Source organism: Caulobacter sp. AVps18 (assembly GCF_058681425.1).
In genome coordinates this window covers 2,605,445-2,623,648 of record NZ_CM178737.1, presented here as the reverse complement: position 1 = coordinate 2,623,648, position 18,204 = coordinate 2,605,445, and the positions used below count along the sequence as shown (strand labels likewise).

Here is an 18,204-nt window from a genome sequence, read left to right as displayed (position 1 = left end):
AATGTCCAACCTCCAAATCCCACGCCAAAATCAGGAGTTCGCGATCTACCGCCGGGGGCGATCATGAAAGTCTTGGTCGCCTGCGAATATAGCGGAACCGTCCGCAACGCCTTTCTAGAGCGAGGCCACGATGCGTGGTCGTGTGACTTGCTACCAAGCGAGGACGGATCAAATCGCCACATCATTGGCGACGCGCGCAATCTCCTGCACGACGGCTGGGACCTGCTCATGGTCGCCCATCCGCCCTGCACCCGACTCTGCAATTCTGGCGTTCGCTGGCTTACCAAGCCACCGCCCGGAAAGCTGATCGAAGAGATGTGGGCCGAACTCGATGAGGGCGCGGCTCTATTCTCAGACTTCTGGAACGCGCCCATCGAACGCATCGCGATCGAGAACCCGGTAATGCACAAGCATGCGAAGGCGCGCATCGTTAACTTCCAAGACTTCGCCCAGAGCATCCAACCATGGCAGTTCGGTCATGGAGAAACCAAGCGCACGTGCCTTTGGCTAAAAAACCTTCCGCCACTGGAGCCGACAGAGATCGTCGACGGCCGCGCGCCTCGCGTTCATCACATGCCGCCATCTCCGGATCGCTGGAAAGAGCGCTCTCGATTCTTCCCCGGCATCGCCAAAGCTATGGCTGAGCAATGGAGCGCAGCGGCTGAATCTGGGTCCTGAGGACGAGACCAGGGATGACGAAGTCTATTCAGCCCCCCGCAACCCGACCCCAAGGTCGGTGCGATCCTTAAATCTCCTGGAGGCTGTAGCGTGCAGGGCGGATCAGGTCAGTCAAGGCTCGCCTCCGGCGACCGCTTCGCGGCGACGCGAAGCGTCGGCCTTGAGTGACCTGATCCGCCCTGCGATCGTCTCGCCGAGAGATTTAAGGATAGCCCTGCCCGAGGGGCCGGCGGCTTCGCCGTGAGGCCCCATGATCCTCCTTCAACCTGGAACTGGTTCCCGGCCCCATCTATCCCAAGCCCAGGATCACGCTGACGGCGCACCAAACTCACCCCGTGCAAGTCCAGCATCGCCGGCGATACCGGACTTAAAGCCCGCCTGTATCGAGCGCATGGGCGGGTCGGAAGATCATGCCGCCGGGCAGCTGGACGGGGCCGGCGCCGACCTGACGGATGAGATAGGGGCCATTGCCGAACCGGTCGACGGCCATCGTCGCGGCCGCCTCGAAGTCGGGGAAGGCGGCGATGAACTTGCCGCTGTAGAAAACAACCCAGTCATGGAAATGCGAGGCTTCGAGCTCGGCCTTCATGCGGTCGAAGGCGGCGATATCGTCCTTAAGACTGGCCATCAGACATTCCCCATATGGGCTGTTGAACCACAGCCGGCGAGACCCTGCCAATCACAACAAACGCGACGCATGAACTGTGCCCTGAGTCGGCGGGGCGGGGGTTAACCTCATGGGTCCGCGCCCTTTCGACTTGGCCTTGGGCCTGCGGCGGGCGCGACCCGGCACATCCCCCACCTCTATCCCCGCCCCTCGCCGAAACTTCCCTCGCCCCTTCAACGGCTTGCCAAAAACCCTACCGTCCCGATCCCCGCCTCTCCGCACGGCCGCATAATGCTGGGCATGACCGATCACAGCTCAGAAGCCCCGCCCACCTGGTTCCGTCTGTCACAGGCCTCGTGGGCCGAGATCGGGGAGGCCTATCGTAACGGCGCGACGGCCAAGGAATTGGCGGCGCTGTGGAAGACCTCGCCCAGCAGCATCTATCGCCATGCCGGCCAGGAAGGCTGGACCAAGAAGGCCAGCGCCGACGCGGTGGCGCGGGCCCATGTGGCGGCGCGGCGGGCGCAGGCTGACGAGGGTCGGCAGGCGGCGGGGGCGGCGCCGGTGCCGGCGCGGCGCGCAGCCGGGGTGGCGGCCCAGGGTCCGCCGCCGTCGTCCGATCCCGCCGACCTGCGGGCGGCGGCGCTGGCGCGGCTGGCGGCCGCGATCCATGACGGGCGCGACCACGAGGCCCTGCGACTGTCAGCCCTGGCCCAGCGGCTGGAAAAGCTGGGAACGCCGGGTGGCGCATCCGGAGTGGCGATCAGCGATCCAGGGCCTTCGTTTCCCCCCAACGGCGGCTGGCCCGACGACGGCGGCCGCTTTGTCGACTGGCGGCCGACGCGTGAGGCCGTCGAGCGTGAAACCGAAATGATGTTCCGCGACATCGCCCTGATCAGTCTGGCCATGCTGGTCGCGCCCGAGCGGGTGCATGGGATCTTCAAGCGGCGGGTCTATCGTTTCCGCCGCGACTATCTGGGTCAGGACGAGCCCGAAGCCCTGGCCCAGGCCGAGCGGACCACCGAAATGGTGCTGCGGCCGCTGGAAAAGGCCATCATGGACTTCAATGGCCCCACGCCCCGCCCTGCCCTGCGCCGGCCGGCGCGGACCTGGCCCCCGGCCAGGCCGCCCTTCCCCGATCCCGACGTCAGCCCGAGGCGGACGACAGAGCCGCCCTGTCGCTGGTAGCCGGCCGCAACCCATACATCCGCGCCTGACGGCCCAGGTCGTAGATCCGGCGCAGGCTGAAGCGGTCGGGAGCGTCTCGCCACAGGGTTTCCTGCGCCTCGGTGAGGGCGAACGGCGTGGCGGCGCCGCCGGTGGTGGTCTTGACGGCGATCCAGCGGGGCTCGCCGGCAGGGGTGAGGCTGATCAGGTCGCAGCCGGGCGGATCGCTGGGGCCGGCGGGGCGGATCTGGTCGGCCAGGTCGGGGCGGCCGTGGTGGCGCAGGCGATGCTGTTCCAAAGCCAGGACGGCGGCCAGGCCCGTCTCGACCAGGAAACGGTCGGCGGCGTCGCGGGCGGCGGGGTCGAAGCGTTCGATCAGCCGGGCGGCACGAGGACCGGGCTCGACCTGCAGGGCCTCGAACACCGGCGGGGTGGTCTCGATGGGCAGGGCAAAGCCGTCCCTGGCAAACAGCGACGGTGGACGGGCGGCGGCGGTCAGGATGGCCGGGCGGGCGATCAGCTGGCGCTCGACGGCGTCGATCAGGTCGTCGGCGAAGGTCCAGCGGGGCTGAAAGGCGGTCAGGATCGGCACGCCGATCAGGCTGAGCGCGGCCGAGACCTCGCAAGCCTTGAACTCCAGCGCCCCGCCCGAGCGGCCGGTGACGAATCGCAGGGCGCGCTGGTGGGTGGCGGGATCGAGAGGTTGTCCGGCCAAGTCCTTGGCCAGCATGACGAAATAGTCGCCGACGATCAGGTCGAGATCGGCCGGCGTCCAGTCGTGGCTGAGGGGTATCTGTGCGTTCACGGCGCGACGATGCCCCGGACGAGGCCAGGCCGCCAGCGCGTTCACGGGACGGGGCGCGGCCCGAGCCTGGGGGCTTCCTGGATGGGTTCCTCGTCCGACTTCAGCCCAGCCGCGCGAAGGGCCCCGGCCATCGAGGTGACAGGCTCCTGCTTGACCACCTTGAAGCTGAGCAGCAGCGGCGCGGCGGGGTTGTCGCCCAGATTGGCGAAGCCGCCGGCAGGCTGGGCGTTGAGGGCAATCTGGTAGGTGCGATCGGCCAGCACCCGGCACAGCAGCACAAAGGTCTTGCCGTCATTGAGCAGGCGGGGCGTCCTGACGCATTCGGGCCGCTCGCCGCCCTCGGCCGCGCCATAGTTCCAGACGGCGGGGTTCATCTTCTGGTCGAAGGCAACCTTCACGATCAGCACGCCCGGCGCGATGGTCTGGCCCTCGGCGGGATAGGTGGCCACGACCTTGGGCTGGGGCGTGGCGGGCATGATGGTGATGGGCGAGACGGCCGTCGACTCCTCGGGGACGCGGGTCTGGGCCGCCGCGAGGCCAGCAGAGGCGAGGGTCAGGGCGGCGCATGAGGCCAGGACTTGAGCGATCATGCCGTCAGCTTGACCGCCAAGCACGGCCATCTCAAGGCCAAGACGCGCGCCTCGCCCGCACTTTGTGCTATAGGCGCAGTCATGACCGACACGCCCGACGTCCCCGAAGAGACCCCGATCCAGCGCGCCCTGCGCCTGAAGAAGGCCGCTATCGACGCCAAGCCCAAGCCGCCGCGCGGCGGCAAGTTCCAGCGCGAGCAGGCCGCCGGCGTGCAGGCCGGCAAGTCCAAGCCCTGGATGAGCCGCTAGACCGGTGAAAATCCTGGGCCGGACCTCCTCAATCAATGTCCGCAAGGTGTTGTGGACGGCCGACGAGCTGGGTTTGGCCTATGAGCGCCAGGAGGTCGAGACGGCCTCGCCCGCCTTTCGCGCTCTCAATCCCAACGGCCTGGTGCCGGTGCTGATCGATGAGCACGGCCCGCTGTGGGAGAGCAACGCCATCTGCCGCTACATGGCGGCGGGCTCGGCGCTGTTTACGGGCGATGTGCGAGCCCGGGCCGTGGTCGATCAGTGGATGGAGTGGCAGGCCACCGAGCTCAACACCGCCTGGCGCTTTGCCTTTGCCGGGCTGGTGCGGCGGTTCCCCGGCTATGACGATCCCGGCCGCATCGCCGCCAGTGTGCGGGACTGGAACGGCGCCATGACGATCCTTGACCGTGCCCTGGCCGGGACCGGGGCCTTCGTCACCGGACAGGACTTCACCCTGGCCGACGTGGTGATCGGCCTGTCGGTTCACCGCTGGATCGCCTCGCCCATCGACCGGGCCGACCTTCCGGCTGTAGCGGCCTATTATCAGCGCCTCTGTGAGCGCAGCGCCTTCCAGCCCTACGCCCGCCCCGACGTGCCCTAAAACGTCTTCCCGCAGGGGCCCGGCGTCAGCCCGGCTTGCGGAACTTCAGGATGAACTGATCGGTCTTGCCGCGAATGGCGGGGTCGAAGACGTTGATCGTGTGGGCATCTGCAGCGTCGCGCAGGAGCGGGCTTTCGCTCTCCAGCTTGAAGCCGACCGCCTCGACCTCGGCCTTGACGGCGGCGACGTCGATGCGGTGCAGGGTGTCGACGGCGGCCAGACCACTGCCGGCGACGGCGGCATGGTCGACGATCAGGAACACGCCGCCGGGCTTGAGCGACTTGAAGACCTCGGCATTGACGCCCGCTGCCGTACCGGTCGGGAACGGCTTGAGATGCAGGTCGTGATAGTTCTGCACCGTGATCACCAGGTCTAGATTGTCGGGCAGGTCCAGCGGCAGCAGGGTTCCGTCCAGCGGCCTGGCATTGGGCACCGTCGCAGCGACGGCCTTGAGGTCGTCACCATATTTGGAGGCGTACTGGATGAACTGGGCGGGCTGATAGGCATAGACCACGCCCTTGTCGCCCACGGCGCCCGACAGGATGCGGGTGAAATAGCCGCCACCGATGATGAAATCGACCACGGTGTCGCCAGGCTTGACCCCGGCGAAGGCCAGGATCTCGCCGGGCTTGCGGGCGACGTCTCGGGCGGTGTCGGCGGCCGGACGCGCGGGATTGGCCAGGGCGGCGGTGATGTTGGCGGGAACCTGGGCAGTCGCGGCGCCGGCGAAGGCGGCCATGGCCAGTGCGGCGACAAGCGGCGCGAAGGATTGGCGGATCATGCGTTCAGCTCCCTGATTTTGCCTCAGCGGTAACAGGTTTCCAGCCCTCGGCGAACGGCGTTGTCATGACATTTCGATAACGGCAGAGCCCGCCTTCCCCAAGGTCGCCCTTCCCCTGCCCCGTGCCTTGCGCCCATGATCGCCGCAACGAGAACATCAAGGGGGAGGTCTGGATGCGGTGGATCCTGCGCGGGTTCGGCGGCCTGCTGGCGCTGATCGTACTGGTGGCCCTGGCCCTGATCGTGATCGACCGGGCCAGCCTGCCGAGGGCACCCGACCGCGACACCCTGATCGCCCGGGGCCAGGCCTATGACGTGCGCATCCGTCGCGACGAGTGGGGCGTGCCGCACATCCTGGGCAAGACCGACGCCGATGCGGCCTATGGCCTGGGCTTTGCCCAGAGCGAGGACGACTTTGCCACCCTGCGCGAGGTGGTTCTGGCCACCCGCGGCGTGCTGGCCCGCGAGAAGGGTGCCTCAGCGGCTCCCACGGACTACGTCGTCTCGCTGCTGGGCGTCTGGCCCACGGTCGAGGCGGGCTATCCCAAACTGCCGGCCGAGCTGCGTCAGGTGCTGGAGGCCTATGCCGACGGGGTCAACCACTATGCCGCCCTGCACCCGGAAGCGGTGTCGCCGGGCCTGCTGCCGGTGACCGGCAAGGACATCGAGGCCGGCTTCGTCTTCAAGCAGCCGTTCTTCTACGGCCTGGACACCGAGCTGAAGAAGATCACCGCGCCGGGCGCGCCGCCACCGCCGCCCAAGGGGTCCAACGGCCTGGCCGTGGCCCCCTCGCGCAACGCCGACGGGGCCACGCGCCTGCTGGTCAACTCGCATCAGCCCTACACAGGGCCTGTGGCCTGGTATGAGGCCGTGGTCGAGAGCGGCCAGGGCTGGCACGTTGCCGGCGGCTTCTTCCCCGGCTCGCCGTTCATGCTGCATGGCCACAATGCCACCCTGGGCTGGGCCAACACTGTCTCCAAGCCCGATCTGGTCGACATCTATCGACTGACCATCAACCCGCAGAACAGGAACCAGTACCGCCTGGACGGCGCCTGGCGCGATTTCGAGCGCACCACCGCCACCCTGCGCATCAAGCTGTGGGGCCCCATCGTGCTGCCGGTGCGCAAGGCGGTGCTACGGTCGGTCCACGGGCCAGTGCTGGAGACCAAGACCGGCGTCTTCGCCATCCGCTACGCCGGCATGGGCGAATACCGCCAGGCCGTGCAGTACTGGAAACTCGGCAAGGCCCGCAACCTTGCCGAATGGCGCGCAGCCCTGGCCACCCACGCCCTGCCCAGCCTGAACTATGTGTATGGCGATGCGGCCGGCAATATCGGCTTTGTCCACAACGGCCAGTATCCCAACCGTACGGTGGAGGCCGACTGGAGCGGCGTGCTGCCCGGCGACCGGTCAGACCTGATCTGGCAGGGCTATCTGCCGATCGAACGCACGCCGCAGCTGTGGAACCCGAAATCCGGCTATGTCTTCAATTCCAACAACAGCCCCCTGCGGGCCAGCGACGCCGCCGACAACCTGAAGGCCGGCGACTTCCCCGCCGCGATGGGCCTGCAGACCAACATGACCAACCGCGCCCTGCGCGTGGAAGAGACGGTCGGCGCCGACCGAGCGATCACCGACGAGAGTTTCCGCCGCTACAAGTACGACCTGACCTACAGTGATCGCTCCAGCCTGGCGCAGATGATCACCAGGGTGACGTCGGTCGACCCCAGGGGCGACAAGGACCTGGCCGATGCCCAGGCCATCCTCAAGGCCTGGGACCGCAGAACCAACATCCACAATCGCGGCGCGGCCCTGGCCGCCCTGATGAGCCAGCCGATCCTGTTTGCTCACACCAGCGGCGAGCCAGAGCCTGATCCTATGGACACCTTGAAGACGGCGATTGTGACGCTGAAGACCCACTTTGGCCGGCTCGACCCCGAATGGGGCCAGGTCAACCGCATTCGCCGGGGCAAGGTCGACATGCCCATCGACGGGGCGGCCGACACCTATCGCTCGGTTTGGGGCGCGCCGCAGAAGGACGGGACGACCACGGCCGAAGGCGGCGACACCTTCATCATGTTCGTCACCTGGGATCGCAACGGCGCGCTGCATTCCGACAGCATCCATCAGTTCGGCTCGGCGACGCTGAACGCGGCCTCGCCGCACTATGCCGACCAGACGCCGCTGTTTGTGGCCATGAAAACCAAGCCGGTGCTGTTTACCGAGGCGCAACTTCGGGGGCATGTGAGGGAAGACTATCGGCCAGGCACGCGATAACCGAACGTTCAGCCGCCGTTCAGGCGCAAAGCCTAGCTTGCCTGTAACGACCTCAAGCGTGGGACCCAAACATGCGCCAGACCATCACCCGGATCACCCTGGGCTTCGCCGCCAGCGCGGCTGCGCTTCTCGGCGCCACCGCCAATGCCCAAGCCCCCGGCTGGAACGGGCCCTATGACGACCCGCCGCGCGGGTCATACACCCGCTCGTGTCGCGAGATCACCGCCTTCGACGGCCAGGTCTGGGCCCGTTGTCGGGCCGGAGGCGACCGCTGGACGTGGAGCAGCGCCGATATGCGCGACTGCCGGGGCGGTCTGGAAAATCGCGGCGGCCGTCTGGCCTGCGGCGGCGGAGGCGGGCCAGGACCGGGCGGCGGTGGCGGCGGCGGGATGCGCCCCGACGCTATCCTGTTCGAGCATGCGGGCTATCAGGGTGAGCCCTACGAGGTGCGTGGCGACATGCCCGACCTGAACGCCATCCGCTTCAACGACAAGACCTCGTCCATCAAGATTTTGCGCGGTGAGTGGCAGGTCTGCGAAGACAGCGAGTTCCGTGGCCGCTGCTGGACGATCACACGTGACGAGGGGCTGCTGGGCCGCGATCTGAACGACCGCATCAGCTCGATCCGCCGCGTTCGCTGACGCCCGGAGCCCGGCGTAAGCCTAAGACACGCCGGGCTCCACCGCCTTGGAGCGCGCTCCGAAAAACGGGAACCCGTTTTCGGAATGAAACGCGCGTGAAAACAAAAGACTAAGGCGGGTTGATCGCGCGCTCAGGCATCCTCTTCGCGGGATGTCTGCGCCGCGAGCGCCCGCTTCTCGTGAGGCGCGATCTCCCCCTCAGGGGCGTGGCGCGCCATGTGCTCGGCCTTCGAGGCGGCCGGTGACAGAACGGGTGGCAAGGTGATCGCGGCCGAGGGCAGCCCGTGATTCTGGTTGTCGTGCCGTGGCGGTCTGATGGTAGCCATTCCGAACCCTCCCTGCGCAGCTTGCTTCAGGCAAATGGTTCGCCGAGCCCGAGGTTCCCCGGTGCGCCGAAAGATCATCGCGCAGGAGCGGTATTCGCCCCGCTCGCCTGTTAACCAAAACCGCGCCTGATCTTGATTGGAGACACAACTGTCAGATCGGTTACTTGTCTCGCATCAAGGATAACGGGGATTAACCCTGCGATGCGACTCCGGGTCGCCCTTTTCAGGCCGCATTCAAAAGCGCATATGGACGCCATGTCCTCGCCTCCCGACGCAAGTTTCCTCACCGGCCTCAAGCGCGGGATTTGCCACCGCTGCCCCAATTGCGGCGAAGGGCGGCTGTACTCGCGCTATCTTAAAGTCGATCCAGACTGCGAGGTATGCGGCCACCATCTGGGCGTCTATCCGGCCGATGACGGCCCGGCCTATTTCACGATCCTGATCATCGGCCACCTGTTCGTGGCGCCCCTGCTGTTTTTTCCCTTCATCTGGAAAGCGCCGGTGGCGCTTGTCGTGCCGCTGACCGTGCTGCCCTTGGCGGCCCTGACCCTGGTGCTGCTGCCTCGCGTCAAGGGCGCGGTGATCGGTGCCCTGTGGGCCATCAAGCTGCGCAAGGCCGAAGATACCCCCGCCGCCTGATCCAGGCTCGGGTCACGCTCGCCGGAACCCAAAAGCAACGCCGCACATTCCCACCCCACAACGCGATCCCGGCGCACTTCGCCGACGGTCCCGTCCAGTGGGAGAACGGACATGCTCGGCACGATCCTCATCATCATTCTGATCCTGGCCCTGATCGGCGCCCTGCCGACCTGGGGCCACAGCAAATCCTGGGGCTATTTCCCCAGCGGCGGCCTGGGCCTGGTGCTGGTGATCCTGATCATACTGGTCCTGATGGGCCGCCTCTAGACCCGCCCGCCGGACGTCGCCGTCTCGCGGTTGGCGTCCGGTGGCGAATGCCACGCGCGGCGTCGCACGCTCGGCAACGCCGGAACCTGACCTTAATTTTGGAGGAGTGGCGGTGAGAGAGGGATTCGAACCCTCGTTAGGCTTTCACCTAAACACGCTTTCCAAGCGTGCGCCATCAACCACTCGGCCACCTCACCATGCGCAATCGAGTCGGGAGGCGGTTGAAGGCCTCCCCGCAGGAAGGCGCGCAATATACTCATGCGGCCTTCGGGGGCAAGCGTCCTTGAGGGGTGAAATGTGGGTCTGGAGCACATATATCGATCAGGACGTTTTCCCGCCGAGGCTCCGACATGCTGTTCGCCAAGAAATCCCTGGATCTGCCCACTGTCGACACCGCCCTGCCCGGCCGCGAGGCGGCGATCCCGACGGCCCAGACCCACTTCATCAACGGACACGCGCTTAAGGGGCCCTATCCCGACGGGATGGAGACGGCGGTGTTCGCCATGGGCTGCTTCTGGGGCGTCGAGCGGATCTTCTGGAAGGTGCCGGGGGTCTATGTCACCGCAGCCGGCTATGCAGCAGGCATCACGCCCAACCCGACCTATCAGGAGGTCTGCAGCGGCGGCACCGGTCATACCGAGGTGGTGCTGGTGGTGTTCGACCCCAGGGTCGTCTCGTACGAGACCTTGCTGAAGACGTTCTGGGAAAATCACGACCCCACTCAGGGCATGCGCCAGGGCAATGACATCGGCACCCAGTACCGCTCGGGACTCTATGTGACCCATGACGCCCAGGCCAGCGCCGCCGCAGCCTCCAGGGAGGTCTATGGCCAGGCCCTGGCCGGCCGGGGCCTGGGGGCGATCACCACCGAGATCGCCGCGGCGGGTCCGTTCTATTTCGCCGAGGACTACCACCAGCAGTACCTGGCCAAGAACCCTGGCGGCTATTGCGGCATCGGCGGCACCGGCGTCACCTGCCCCATCGGCGTGGGCGTCGAGGCTTGAGTCCCGACGCCTTCGACGCGGCCTGTCGGGCCCTGCCGGCCGCGACGATGGATATCCAGTGGGGTGCCGACAAGGTCTACAAGGTCGGCGGCAAGATGTTTGCGGTGATGGGCGACGCGGTCGCGCAGGGCGGCGTGTCGTTCAAGGTCTCGGACGTTGCCTTCGAGGTGCTGACCGAAACGGGCAGAGCGATCCCCGCCCCTTATCTGGCCCGCGCCAAATGGGTGAAGTTCGATGACCTGACCTTGCTGGACACCGCCGAGGTCGCGGACTGGCTGAAGACCGCGCATGGTCTGGTCGCGTCCAAGCTTACAAGGAAAGTCCGCGCCGAGCTTGGCCTAGCCTAGAGCCCTTTCCGACCTGATGGCTTCATCAGGGTCGGGCAAAAAGGGCTCTAAATCAAAAGTTTAGAGCATTTTTCGATCCGATAACCGTTTCACACTTATCGGAAAATGCTCTAGATCGTATCGACCGGCGGTTCCTTTTTGGCGTGCTGCATGTGCGGTCCATGCACGACGGGCTGGCGCTCCAGGATCTGCCGAACCTTGCGCACCGCAACCGATGCCCGGCTGCGGCGCTGACGCCAGATCAGCAGGGTCAGGGCGCCGAGCGTGGCGGTCATGAAGGCAAAGGGCCCCATCAGCCAGGCGGCTCCGGCCAGGGCGAAGTAATAGCCGCGTACACCGGCGTTGAACGCCGACAGGGCCGGGTTGAGAATACCGCCCGTAGCCTCGGCATATTCCGACAGGGTCGAGGGCGACGCCCACATCGGCGTGGCCCCAATGGCGGCCAGACAATAGTTCATCTGGCGGATCGCCCAGATGAAATCCAGCAGGCCGCGGGCCAGGGTGATCAGCACCAGGCCCAGCTTGAGCTGGAACAGCATCTGGCTGGCCGGAGCCAGCACAGCCAGGCCCTCGATGTTCTTGAGCGCGCCGTCGCCGCCAAACAGCACACCCGCCGCAGCGGCGATCAGGATCAGGTTCGATGAGGCGAAGAAGCTGGCCGAATTGATCGCATGGCCCAGAAGCTGACCGTCCAGCAGTGCGATCTCACGCACGGCCATCTCCTGCATCCACCGCCGCCGGATCACGGTCATGTCGGTGTTGATCAGGTTCTCGGTCTGACCCAGCCGCCTGAGCAAGGGCTCATAGAACAGCCAGCTGAAGGCAAACAGGCTCAGGGCGATGATGTCGATGATCGGCATGGTGTCAGCTTAGGACGAAGAGGGAGATTCGGCGACGGGCCGGGCGGTCAATCCTCGAGGATGCGGCTGTGCTGGGCGCTGTCTCGCAAGCTCAGCGCAATCATGGCGCCCATCGCCATCATCACCGTCAGATAGATGTAAAAGCCGCTCTCCATCCCGATGCTCTTGAACCACAGGGCGACATATTCGGCGGTGCCGCCGAACACGGCGTTGCCAAGGGCGTAGGGCAGCGCCACGCCAAGGGCGCGGACATGGGCTGGAAAGAGCTCGGCCTTCACCACGGCGCTGATCGACGTATAGGCCGACTGCACCACCAGGGCGGCGAGGATCAGCAGGAAGGCCACGACGGGATCGGTCGCGCTGGCCACCAGGGTGAAGATCGGCCAGGCCAGAACGGCACCCGCCGTGAAGGCGAAAACCAGCATGCGCCGCCGTCCCCATCGATCTGACAGCCAGCCAAACAGCGGCTGGATCAGCATGAAGCCCACCAGGGTCGCCAGGTTGACGGCGCCGGCCACCTCCTTGGAGAAGCCTGTGGTGTTGATCAGGAACTTCAGCATGTAGGTGGTGTAGGCATAGAAGGCCAGGGAGCCGGCGGCGGTCAGGCCGATGATGGCGAAAGCCTCGCGCGGGTGCTCCTTGAACATCGCCAGGGCTCCAGCCTTGGGTGCGCCTTCCAGCTTGGCTGCGGCCTGGGCGGCGACGAAAGACTGTGACTCCTCCAGCCCACTGCGGATCCAGAACACGACCACCGCCAGGGCCGCGCCGATAAAGAACGGGATGCGCCAGCCCCATGAAGACAGCTGCTCGGGCTGCAGCGTGGTCTGCAAAACCACCAGCACCAGGGCGGCGATCAGCTGGCCCATGATCAGGGTTACATACTGAAAGCTGGACCAGAAACCGCGTCGCTGCTTGCCGGCCATTTCGCTCATATAGGTGGCGCTGGCACCGTACTCGCCGCCCACTGACAGCCCCTGCAGAACCCGTGCAGCCAACAGAATGGCGGGCGCTGCGGCTCCGATCGTGTCGAAGCCGGGCGTGACGGCGATGATCAGTGATCCCAGGCTCATCAGGCCCACCGCCACGGTCAGGGCGGCACGGCGGCCGGCGCGGTCGGCATAGAGACCCATCAGCCAGGCACCGACGGGGCGGGCCAGAAAGCCGACCGCAAAGACGGCTGCGGTTTTCATGAACTGGGCCGTTTCATCGCCGGCAGGAAAGAACACCTTGGCGAAATAGATCGAGAAGGCGGCATAGGCGAACCAGTCGTACCACTCGACCAGATTGCCGGCCGACCCGCCAAGGATGGCGCGCATCCGGCTCTGGGGACTAACCCCTTGATGCGCTGCGGCGGCTTTGTCGCTCATGCCCAGTTCCCCCCGAGGCGTTTGTCGAACGACCTTAGTGCCTGTCGTCGTCACATGAAATCGTGCCGGCCGGATAAAGCGTCTGCGCACCGATCTCGCCCAGCGGCGCCCGGATGGTGCTGCCTCATCCCTGATCGGGAAAGATTTGACCTTGCGGCAGGCCGGGGACAGAAATGTTTGTGCAACAAAAGCCGCTCACGAGCGGTCACGTTCGGACTGGCGCCCCAGATCGTGGGCCACTGGGGAGAAGAAACTTGGATAGACGTCAATTCCTCGCCGCCTGCGGAATCGGCGCCGGCGGCGTGCTGCTGCCCGGCTTCTCCGGTCAGGCCATCGCCGCCCAGCAACTGGTCGAAACCCTGGATATCGCAGTCAAGAAGCTGCTGGCCGACGCCGCCATGAGCGCGGCCAAGACCGCCGGTGCCAGCTATTGCGACGTGCGGGTCGGCCGCTATCTGCGCCAGTTCATCGTCACCCGCGAAGCCAATGTCCAGAACGTCACAAACACCGAATCGAGCGGTGTCGGCGTTCGGGTGATCGCCGACGGTGCCTGGGGCTTTGCCGCCACCAACCAGATGTCGCCCGAAGCGGTCGCCGAGGCCGCGCGCCTGGCCACGGCCATCGCCAAGGCTAACGCCAAGAGCCAGACCGCCCCCGTCCGCCTGGCCCCGACCAAGGGCGTCGGCGAGGTGAAGTGGGCCACCCCCATCACCCGCAACGGCATGGAAGTGTCGCTGCAGGAAAAGGTCGACCTGCTGCTGGGCGTCAATGCTGCGGCCCTGACCGCCGGTGCCAGCTTCGTCAATTCCAGCCTGTTCCTGGTCAATGAGCAGAAGTATTTCGCCAGCACCGACGGCTCCTATATCGACCAGGACGTCCACCGCATCTGGGCGCCGTTCACGGTGACGGCCATCGACAAGGCCACCGGCAAGTTCCGCTCGCGCGAGGGGCTGTCTGCGCCCATGGGCCTGGGCTACGAGTACCTCGACCCCAAGAAGGCGGACCAGACCACCTCGCCCAACGGCATCATCAGCTATGGCAAGTCCTATGACATGGTCGAGGACGCCAGGGCCGCTGCCGTCCAGGCCCGCGAGAAGCTGACCGCCAAGTCGGTGAAACCGGGCCAGTATGACCTGGTGCTGGACCCCAACCATCTGGGCCTGACCATCCACGAGTCGATCGGCCACCCGCTGGAGCTGGACCGCGTGCTGGGCTACGAGGCCAACTATGCCGGCACCAGCTTCGCCACGTTGGACAAGCGCGAGGCGCACTTCAAGTACGGCAGCGACATCGTCAACATCGTGGCCGACAAGCTGCAGCCCGGCAGCCTGGGCGCTGTGGGCTATGACGACGAAGGTATCCGGACCAAGAGCTGGCCGCTGATCAAGGACGGCAAGTTGGTCGACTATCAGGCCACCCGCGATCAGGCCCACATCCTGGGCAAGACCGAGTCGGACGGCTGCTCCTATGCAGACAGCTGGTCGACCGTTCAGTTCCAGCGCATGCCCAATGTGTCGCTACAGCCCGGCAAGGCCAAGCTGAGCCTCAACGACATGATCGCCAATGTCGAGAACGGCATCTACATCCTGGGTCGCGGCTCGTTCTCGATCGACCAGCAGCGCTACAACGCCCAGTTCGGCGGCACGCTGTTCTACGAGATCAAGGACGGCAAGATCACCCAGCCCCTGGAAGACGTCGCCTATCAGATGCGTACGCCCGAGTTCTGGAACGCCTGCTCGGCGATCTGCGACGAGAGCGACTATCGCCTGTTCGGATCGTTCTTCGACGGCAAGGGCCAGCCCAGCCAGGTTTCGGCCGTCAGCCACGGCTCGTCGACCACCCGGTTCGACGACATCAACGTCATCAATACCGCGCGCTCGCTCGGTTAAGCGGATCGAGGGAGACATTCCAATGAGCATCATGACAGAGGCCCAGGCCAAGGCGATCCTCGACAAGGTCATCAAGCTGTCGACGGCCGACGAGTGCACCGCCCAGCTGACCGGCTCCATCGAGGGCAATATCCGCTTTGCACTCAACAACGTGTCGACCAGCGGCATCGTCAGCAACACCGAGCTGAGCGTATCGGTCGCGTTCGGTCGCCGCGTGGGCACAGCGACGATCAACGAGTTTTCCGACGCCGCCCTGGCCCGCGTGGTCAAGCGCGCCGAGGATCTGGCCAAGCTGGCCCCGGAAAGCCCGGAATTCGTTCCGGCCGTCGGGCCCCAGACCTATCGGCCCAGCCCGACCTTCAGCGCGGCCACGGCAGCGATGACGCCCGAGCAGCGCGCCGAGATCGCCCGCGCCTCCATCGCGCCCTGCCGGGCCCAGAAGCTGATCGCCGCCGGCTATCTCAGCGACGAGCAGAGCTTCGTGGCCTTCGCCAACAGCAAGGGCAACTTCGGATATCAGCGCGCCACCGAGATGGACTACACCTGCACCGTGCGCACCGAAGACGGTCGCGGCTCGGGCTGGGTCAGCCGAAACCTGCAGGATTCGAGCGGGTTCAACGCCTCCAACGACATCCAGATCGCCATGCGCAAGGCCAGCGCCTCGGCCGAGGCCCAGGCCCTGGAGCCCGGCAAATATACCGTGATCCTGGAGCCGGCGGCGGCGGCGGGCCTGATCTCGTTCATGTTCAACTATTTCGACGCTCGCCAGGCGGATGAAGGCCGCAGCTTCCTGTCCAAGAAGGGTGGCGGCAACAAGCTGGGCGAGCAGGTCTATGATCCGCGCGTCACCTTCATGGCCGACCCGTGGGATGCCAACCTGCCGGTGATGCCCTGGGACAACCAGGGCCAGGCCCGCGAGCGCATGCCGCTGGTCGAAAACGGCAAGATCGCCAACCTGCTCTACTCCCGCTACTGGGCGCAGAAGCAGGGCCAGAAGCCCGTCGGTCGCCCCGGCAACATCCTGATGACGGGTGGAACCAAGTCGACCGCCGACCTGGTCCGCGAGACCGAGCGCGGCATCCTGGTGACCCGCACATGGTACATCCGCATGGTCGATCCGCAGACGGTGCTGCTGACCGGCCTGACCCGCGACGGCACCTTCTATATCGAGAACGGCCAGCTGAAATATCCGCTCAAGAACTTCCGGTTCAACGAGTCGCCGGTGATCATGCTCAACAACATCGATGATCTGGGACGTCCGGTTCGCGTCAGCGAAGGCGGCCAGATGCAGATGATGATCCCCGCCATGAAGCTGCGCGACTTCACCTTCACCTCGCTGTCAGACGCGGTCTGACGCTCACCTATGGCCAGTAACCGCGTGACGCGTAGCGATTGTCTCCGGTTACTGGCTGGGGTCGCACTGGGGGGCTGGCAGGCCGGCCTTTCCAGCGCTGCTGCGGCCGCGCCCGTCTATGATTTCTGGTTCACCCGGCTTCGCTACGATTCCGGCGACTGGGACGTGGACCAGCGGATGCCGTCCAACATTCTCACGTCCCTGGTCGACTACACCAATCTGCGGGTCGATCCCGAAGAGCGCGTGGTCAGGCTGTCCGACCCGGCCATGCTGAGCGCGCCGTTCTGCTATCTGGCAGGTCACAAGCTGGTCGAGTTCAATGCCGCCGAGGCCGCCAATTTCGAGGCTTACGTCCGCAACGGCGGCTTCGTGTTCGTGGACGACTGCAACCACGATATCGACGGGCTGTTTGCCAAGTCGTTCGAGCGCCAGATGGCCAAGATCTTCGGCGCGGACGCGCTCAAGAAACTGCCCAATGACCACGCGATCTACAGCAACTTCTTCAAGTTCGAGGGGCCGCCCCCCACCAGTTTCGAACTGAACGGCTGGGGCGATGACCTGGTGCATGACTATCTCAAGGGCATCGAGATCGGCGGGCGCCTGGGCGTGCTCTACAGCAACAAGGACTATGGCTGCGAGTGGGATTACGACTGGCGCAACAAGCGCTTCCTGGCCGAAGACAACACCCGGTTCGCGGTCAATATCATCCTCTACGCCCTGACCGCCTGACACCTCTGCCTATCCCGGAGCCTTGATGACCGACACTCCCACCGAAGCCGAAATCGCCCGCAAGCTGGAACGCCTGGACGAACTACGCACGGCGATCGGCCAGACCATCGTGGGCCAGGACGAGGTCGTCGAGCAGCTTCTGATCGGTCTTCTGGCGCGCGGCCACTGCCTGATCGAGGGCGTGCCGGGCCTGGGCAAGACCCTGCTGGTGCGCACGCTGGGCCAGGCCCTGTCGCTGGATTTCCACCGCGTGCAGTTCACCCCCGACCTGATGCCCAGCGACATCCTGGGCACCGAGGTGCTGGAGGAAGACCACGGCACCGGCCATCGTCATTTCCGCTTTCAGAAGGGCCCGGTCTTCACCAACCTGCTGCTGGCCGACGAACTGAACCGCACCCCGCCCAAGACCCAGGCCGCCCTGCTGGAAGCCATGCAAGAACACACGGTCAGCTATGCCGGCGTCACCCACAGGCTGGCCGAGCCGTTCTTCGTGTTGGCCACTCAGAACCCGCTGGAACAGGCCGGCACCTATCCCCTGCCCGAGGCGCAGCTGGACCGCTTTCTGCTCAACATCCGGGTGGGCTATCCGACGGCGGAGGAAGAGCGGGCGATCCTGGTTCGCACCACCGGCGGCGACCTGCCAGCGCCCAAACCGGTGATGACCGGCGAGGATATCGTCGCCCTGCAGAAGTGGGTTCGCGAGGTCCATGTCAGCGATGGCCTGCTGACCTGGATCACGTCCCTGGTGCGCGCCACGCGCCCCGGCCCCGATGCGCCCAAGGCGGTGCAGGACTATGTGCGCTGGGGTGCCGGCCCGCGCGCCGGCCAGGCCCTGGTGCTGGCCGCCAAGGCCCGCGCCCTGCTGGCCGGACGGCTGGCCGCGACCCGCGCCGACGTGATGGCTCTGGCCCCTCCGGTGATGCGCCACCGCATCCTGCTGTCCTTCGCCGCCGAGGCCGAGCGCAAGACCACCGACGACGTGATCGCCGCCCTGCTGGCCGCCCTGCCGCCCCCTGCCCGGGACTGA

General features: G+C 66.0%; 21 protein-coding genes and 1 tRNA gene. 14 read left to right on the top strand and 8 right to left on the bottom strand.

Annotated elements, in window-relative coordinates; genetic code table 11:
* The first annotated feature begins 63 nt into the window (after positions 1-63).
* Positions 64-678 carry a hypothetical protein gene (locus ACW179_RS11850; RefSeq protein ID WP_492059711.1) on the top strand — a complete coding sequence of 205 codons (615 nt, stop codon included), beginning with the start codon at positions 64-66 and terminating at the stop codon, positions 676-678.
* Between the two features lie 367 nt (positions 679-1,045).
* Here the strand turns inward: ACW179_RS11850 and ACW179_RS11845 are convergent, their stop codons facing one another.
* Positions 1,046-1,306, bottom strand: coding sequence for a hypothetical protein (locus ACW179_RS11845; protein WP_492059710.1), 261 nt, complete (start codon positions 1,304-1,306; stop codon positions 1,046-1,048).
* 279 nt (positions 1,307-1,585) lie between these two features.
* Between ACW179_RS11845 and ACW179_RS11840 the strand changes: the two genes are divergently transcribed.
* A complete protein-coding gene (locus tag ACW179_RS11840) occupies positions 1,586-2,473 on the top strand; it encodes a hypothetical protein (RefSeq protein WP_492059709.1) in 888 nt (295 codons plus the stop codon).
* On the opposite strand, the gene ACW179_RS11835 is transcribed toward ACW179_RS11840, so the two are convergent.
* Together ACW179_RS11835 and ACW179_RS11830 are read right to left on the bottom strand one after the other, a co-directional pair.
* Positions 2,433-3,257: a protein NO VEIN domain-containing protein gene (locus ACW179_RS11835; protein ID WP_492059708.1), complete on the bottom strand. Its 825-nt coding sequence runs from the start codon at positions 3,255-3,257 to the stop codon at positions 2,433-2,435. The genes ACW179_RS11840 and ACW179_RS11835 overlap by 41 nt on opposite strands.
* Positions 3,258-3,298: 41 nt before the next feature.
* Positions 3,299-3,847 (bottom strand): hypothetical protein, encoded by a 549-nt coding sequence (locus tag ACW179_RS11830; RefSeq protein WP_492059707.1) that lies wholly within the window; start codon positions 3,845-3,847, stop codon positions 3,299-3,301.
* Positions 3,848-3,928: 81 nt separating this feature from the next.
* On the opposite strand from ACW179_RS11830, the gene ACW179_RS11825 reads away from it, so the two are divergent.
* Both ACW179_RS11825 and ACW179_RS11820 read left to right on the top strand, forming a co-directional pair.
* The gene (locus ACW179_RS11825) at positions 3,929-4,096 is read left to right on the top strand and encodes a hypothetical protein (protein WP_492064305.1); all 168 of its coding nucleotides are present in this window, start codon (positions 3,929-3,931) and stop codon (positions 4,094-4,096) included.
* A gap of 4 nt (positions 4,097-4,100) precedes the next feature.
* Positions 4,101-4,697: a glutathione S-transferase family protein gene (locus ACW179_RS11820; RefSeq protein ID WP_492059706.1), complete on the top strand. Its 597-nt coding sequence runs from the start codon at positions 4,101-4,103 to the stop codon at positions 4,695-4,697.
* A 25-nt stretch (positions 4,698-4,722) separates the two neighbouring features.
* Here the strand turns inward: ACW179_RS11820 and ACW179_RS11815 are convergent, their stop codons facing one another.
* Positions 4,723-5,478 carry a class I SAM-dependent methyltransferase gene (locus ACW179_RS11815; protein ID WP_492059705.1) on the bottom strand — a complete coding sequence of 252 codons (756 nt, stop codon included), beginning with the start codon at positions 5,476-5,478 and terminating at the stop codon, positions 4,723-4,725.
* A 173-nt stretch (positions 5,479-5,651) separates the two neighbouring features.
* On the opposite strand from ACW179_RS11815, the gene ACW179_RS11810 reads away from it, so the two are divergent.
* Entirely contained in the window at positions 5,652-7,754 is a 2,103-nt protein-coding gene (locus ACW179_RS11810; RefSeq protein ID WP_492059704.1) for an acylase, read from the top strand.
* Positions 7,755-7,825: 71 nt separating this feature from the next.
* Positions 7,826-8,395, top strand: a complete 570-nt coding sequence (locus ACW179_RS11805) for a beta/gamma crystallin-related protein (protein ID WP_492059703.1) — start codon at positions 7,826-7,828, stop codon at positions 8,393-8,395.
* A 131-nt stretch (positions 8,396-8,526) separates the two neighbouring features.
* On the opposite strand, the gene ACW179_RS11800 is transcribed toward ACW179_RS11805, so the two are convergent.
* Positions 8,527-8,721 (bottom strand): hypothetical protein, encoded by a 195-nt coding sequence (locus ACW179_RS11800; RefSeq protein WP_492059702.1) that lies wholly within the window; start codon positions 8,719-8,721, stop codon positions 8,527-8,529.
* A 246-nt stretch (positions 8,722-8,967) separates the two neighbouring features.
* Between ACW179_RS11800 and ACW179_RS11795 the strand changes: the two genes are divergently transcribed.
* Both ACW179_RS11795 and ACW179_RS11790 read left to right on the top strand, forming a co-directional pair.
* Positions 8,968-9,360 (top strand): DUF983 domain-containing protein, encoded by a 393-nt coding sequence (locus ACW179_RS11795; RefSeq protein ID WP_492059701.1) that lies wholly within the window; start codon positions 8,968-8,970, stop codon positions 9,358-9,360.
* 111 nt (positions 9,361-9,471) lie between these two features.
* Entirely contained in the window at positions 9,472-9,627 is a 156-nt protein-coding gene (locus ACW179_RS11790) for a DUF3309 family protein (RefSeq protein WP_492059700.1), read from the top strand.
* A 107-nt stretch (positions 9,628-9,734) separates the two neighbouring features.
* Here the strand turns inward: ACW179_RS11790 and ACW179_RS11785 are convergent.
* Positions 9,735-9,824 (bottom strand) — tRNA-Ser (locus ACW179_RS11785).
* A gap of 153 nt (positions 9,825-9,977) precedes the next feature.
* Between ACW179_RS11785 and msrA the strand changes: the two genes are divergently transcribed.
* Positions 9,978-10,631 (top strand): peptide-methionine (S)-S-oxide reductase MsrA, encoded by a 654-nt coding sequence (msrA, locus tag ACW179_RS11780; RefSeq protein ID WP_492059699.1) that lies wholly within the window; start codon positions 9,978-9,980, stop codon positions 10,629-10,631.
* On the top strand, positions 10,628-10,978 hold the full coding sequence (locus ACW179_RS11775; RefSeq protein WP_492059698.1) for an MmcQ/YjbR family DNA-binding protein: 351 nt from the start codon (positions 10,628-10,630) through the stop codon (positions 10,976-10,978). Before msrA ends, ACW179_RS11775 begins: the two co-directional genes overlap by 4 nt.
* Positions 10,979-11,088: 110 nt before the next feature.
* Here ACW179_RS11775 and ACW179_RS11770 read toward each other — a convergent pair whose 3' ends face one another.
* Positions 11,089-11,838, bottom strand: coding sequence for a DUF599 domain-containing protein (locus ACW179_RS11770; RefSeq protein ID WP_492059697.1), 750 nt, complete (start codon positions 11,836-11,838; stop codon positions 11,089-11,091).
* Positions 11,839-11,885: 47 nt separating this feature from the next.
* Positions 11,886-13,205 (bottom strand): MFS transporter, encoded by a 1,320-nt coding sequence (locus tag ACW179_RS11765; protein ID WP_492059696.1) that lies wholly within the window; start codon positions 13,203-13,205, stop codon positions 11,886-11,888.
* A gap of 254 nt (positions 13,206-13,459) precedes the next feature.
* Between ACW179_RS11765 and ACW179_RS11760 the strand changes: the two genes are divergently transcribed.
* The 4 genes from ACW179_RS11760 to ACW179_RS11745 are packed head-to-tail and all read left to right on the top strand — an operon-like array spanning position 13,460 to position 18,204.
* Positions 13,460-15,094, top strand: a complete 1,635-nt coding sequence (locus ACW179_RS11760) for a TldD/PmbA family protein (protein WP_492059695.1) — start codon at positions 13,460-13,462, stop codon at positions 15,092-15,094.
* Positions 15,095-15,116: 22 nt separating this feature from the next.
* On the top strand, positions 15,117-16,448 hold the full coding sequence (locus ACW179_RS11755) for a TldD/PmbA family protein (protein ID WP_492059694.1): 1,332 nt from the start codon (positions 15,117-15,119) through the stop codon (positions 16,446-16,448).
* A gap of 9 nt (positions 16,449-16,457) precedes the next feature.
* Positions 16,458-17,177: a DUF4159 domain-containing protein gene (locus tag ACW179_RS11750; protein ID WP_492059693.1), complete on the top strand. Its 720-nt coding sequence runs from the start codon at positions 16,458-16,460 to the stop codon at positions 17,175-17,177.
* A gap of 25 nt (positions 17,178-17,202) precedes the next feature.
* Positions 17,203-18,204 (top strand): AAA family ATPase, encoded by a 1,002-nt coding sequence (locus ACW179_RS11745; RefSeq protein WP_492059692.1) that lies wholly within the window; start codon positions 17,203-17,205, stop codon positions 18,202-18,204.